The sequence below is a fragment of the Microbacterium sp. genome, from assembly GCF_030149085.1.
Taxonomy (GTDB): domain Bacteria; phylum Actinomycetota; class Actinomycetes; order Actinomycetales; family Microbacteriaceae; genus Microbacterium.
This window is the reverse complement of sequence record NZ_JASBSF010000326.1, coordinates 1-3,452: the sequence shown is the minus strand read 5'-3', so window position 1 is coordinate 3,452 and position 3,452 is coordinate 1. Positions and strand designations below refer to the sequence as shown.

The following is a 3,452-nucleotide window of genomic DNA, read 5'->3' as shown; positions in this document are numbered from 1 at the left end:
CGGATGTCGCCGCGGCGCCTCTGCACCATGTAGCGGGCGAGCAGGCGTCTGCCGCTGTCGCTCGACAGATCGATCGTCTTGAGGTCGTCATCGAGGAGGCCGATGAGGTTGCGGAAGGCGCCGTCGTTGCCACTGTGAGGGGTGGCCGTGGTGAGAATCAGGTGACGAGTCTTGTCGTCGGCGAGCGAGCGGATCAGGTTGTACCGCTGCGTGCGGCCCGCCGACCCGGTGCCGCTGTCGTCGGCAGCGACCGTGTGGGCCTCATCGACGATGATCAACTCGGGCGCGGTGCGCTGGAACTCGTAACGGTGCCGCTCGGACTTGATGAAGTCGAGGGAGACGACCGTAACGGGGTAACGGGTGAAGAGCTCCTCGCCGACGGCGAGCGCGCGCTCCAGCCGTGTGATGGTCGAGGGGAGCACGAGCTGCGCGTCGAGACCGAACTTCTCGGAGAGCTCCCTACGCCACTGTTCGGCGAGGCTCGGCGGGCAGAGGACCGCAAGGCGCTGCACCGTGCCCTGGGCGAGCAGTTCGCTGGCGACGAGCCCCGCCTCGACCGTCTTTCCGATACCGACGTCATCCGCGATCAGCAGTCGCACAGTCTCCTGACGGAGACCAAGGAGCAGTGGCACAAGCTGGTACGGGCGCGGGTCAACGTTGAGGCTCGCGAGCGACCGAAAAGGGCCCCCCGACGATCGGAATCCGATGCGCAGAGCTTCGCGCAGCATCCGTCCGCTTCGGTCGTCGCCGCGGTCGGCGGGCGACGGCGGGGGGAACGTCGCAGAGGTCACTTCCTCGACTGCGGGGATAAGCCCGGTGATCTCGGCGTCCGAACCGCCGAGCGGCTTGGCGACGAGAAAGTCAGGGTCGGACTCGGGGAGCACGACCCAGTCGCGGCCTCGCGCCGTCACGAGGGATCCGATGGCGAAGTCGGTCGCGGTCACTGCACTGCCTCTCCGAACACGCTGGGGTGCTCACGGATCACGTCGTCGAAGTCTCTGTCGCGGCCGACCGTAACGACCTGGTAGCCGTCGAACGCGAGGTCGCTCGCGTCCACTTGGACCATATCGTCGTGGACGACGACGACTGCCAACGGACTGTCGTAGACGAAGTCGACGAGCATCCCGCCCACCTCATCCTCACCCCGCGACGGAAGCCGCACACCGCGGCGCTCGAGGTGGCTGAGGAATGCTGCGGCGCGCTCCGCCTCGGGAACCGGGACCGCGGTCGCCACTTCGGACGGGCCACTGCCCGTCGGCGCGGCGGGTGGAGCGGCGGGCGTGGTGTCGTCCGGTCGAACCGTGGCACGGGAGAGCTGCAGAAGCAGGGGAACAACGACGCGACGGTCGATCCGCTCGTGATCCATCTGGTTGGAGTACGACAGCAGGCATCGATAGCACCCCGCGCCGCACGCACCTTCGAGATCAATGCCCGTGTCGGGGTCCACATGGATGATTCGCAGCGACTCCCTCGCGGCATCCGACAGCGCCGTCGCGTCGGACTGGAGCCGGCGGAGCACACCGGCGCCACCCTCGGCCGCTTCGGTCAGCAGGAGACGGCCACGCTCTTCGGCGTCCGGCAGCTGCTCACTCATCAGCTCGGAGTCTTCGAGCTGGAATCGTGCCTCGATACCTCGCTCAAGCGCGTAGCGAGCGGTCACGGCCTGCGCCTCGTCGACAGCTGCCGCCCAACGGAGCACAGCGATGTTGCGGCGGTCTTCGACGTAGGGCGTTACGAACGCCTTCGTCTTGACGTCGTCGGGAAGCGGTGCGTCGTCGTCAGTCTCCTCGGTCTGGGCATCCGTCTGCGCGGCGTCCTTCTCGCTGAGCCACCGCCCCTTCACCGTGTCGAGCCAGAAGCCGTGACGATCGGCATCCTTCCGAGTGCGGCGGCCGAGATTCGTGATGCGCACGTCAGCCGAGTCGCCGTAGATGACGTCGAGCACTTCGTCGTCGGTATCCGTTGCGGCCGTCGCCGTCGCCTTGCCGGGGTGGCCGGCGCGCGGAACGAAGCGGTAGGTCGTGCGGAGCTCATAGCCAACCCGGTTGCGCTCTTCTTCATCGGCGCTGATGCGCTCACGGCGCCGAGTCAGCACCGTCTGCAGCTGAAGGAGGTTCTTCCACTCGGCCGGAAGCGGAGTCTCGCAGCTCACACAGACATCGACGTTCTGAGTGTCGAGGTGATGGGTGCCACAGGACTCGCAGATCTTGGCGGTCGTGAGGGTGACATCGCCGCCGGCCTCGCCGCCTTCCCGGGGAAGGCTGATGCGGGTGACCTGGTAGCGAGCGCCCTCGTGATAGATCAGCGACTGAGGGCCGAACTCCGAGATCGCGAGGAAGCGCGGGCGCTGGAGCCAGCTGCTCGGTCGGTTTCCCCAGCCGGGGATGAAGGCCGCGAGCGGGAGCCGGGGGAAGGAGTATCCGGGAAGGAACCCCTCGGAGGCCAGGTATCGGTACGTGTAGAAGTCGGACTGGTTGTACCCGGAGTCCCCCGCGTCGTTCAGCAGCAGGTCGATACGCTGACGCGCTTCTCGCTGTCGGCGCTCGGCGTCATCGCGGTCGCGCTTGGTCGCTGAGATGTTCTTGGTCTGCTCGAAGGCAGCCTGCTGCTCGGCGCGGGCCGAGGCGTAGAGGTCGCGCCACCGGTCGCATGCTCGGTCGAATGCGCTCGCGGCGCCGCCCACGACGGAAGCGACCCACCCGTCTGACCACCAGCTTGCCGTCTGAAGCACATCGCGCAGGGGCTCGAGAACGTTCGATGCCGATCGGGTAGCGCGGGATGCCGCCCCGCCGTCCTCAAGCTTGGAGCGGAGCGAGGGCGCGACCGGGTAGCGATGTTCGACGTCGTCGAGGACGAGCACGTCTTTCATGCTGCTGCCGAGACCCTTGGCGCTGACGGCCAGCACCTCAGAGAGCCAGATCGCCTGGACATGCGAGCGCACGAGGTCCTCGTTGGCCAGATCGAGGCGGGGAGGCATCACTTGCCCCGCCACCATCAGGTCGGACCGGTCGAAGTAGTAGGTGTCGTGCGCGTTGCCCGTCGCGCAATAGGTCATGACGATCGCCGGCTGACCGGAGCGACCGGCGCGTCCGCTCCGCTGGGCATAGTTCGCCGGGGTTGGAGGCACGTTCCTCATGCCCACTGCATTCAGCTCGGCGATGTCCACGCCGAGCTCCATCGTGGGCGAGCAGAAGAGCAGTGGCAGCTCGGCATCCGTGAACGCCTTCTCGCGCTCCATTCGGATATCGGCGGGTACTTGGGCGGTGTGCTCGGCAGCGCGCAAACCTGCGAGGTCGCGACTGTGGTCCCGGTACAGATCACGGAAGTACTCGACGACCCGAGGCTTCTGCTCGTTCTGGAATCGGCGACGGACAGGATCCGCAGCGCCATGCTCTCCATCGCCGGCACGGAGCACGATGGCCGACGAGCGCAACCGGAAGCCCGTGGCCTTC

At 67.2% G+C, this 3,452-nt stretch carries 2 protein-coding genes; both read right to left on the bottom strand.

All coding sequences use genetic code 11. The annotated features are described in order from the left end of the window. On the bottom strand, positions 1 to 944 hold a 944-nt coding region (locus Q1V87_RS13325; protein WP_300593795.1), incomplete at its 3' end, for a DEAD/DEAH box helicase. Further along, the coding region (locus tag Q1V87_RS13320; RefSeq protein WP_300593792.1) for a helicase-related protein at positions 941 to 3,452 on the bottom strand (2,512 nt) is incomplete at its 5' end. The genes Q1V87_RS13325 and Q1V87_RS13320, both read right to left, overlap by 4 nt.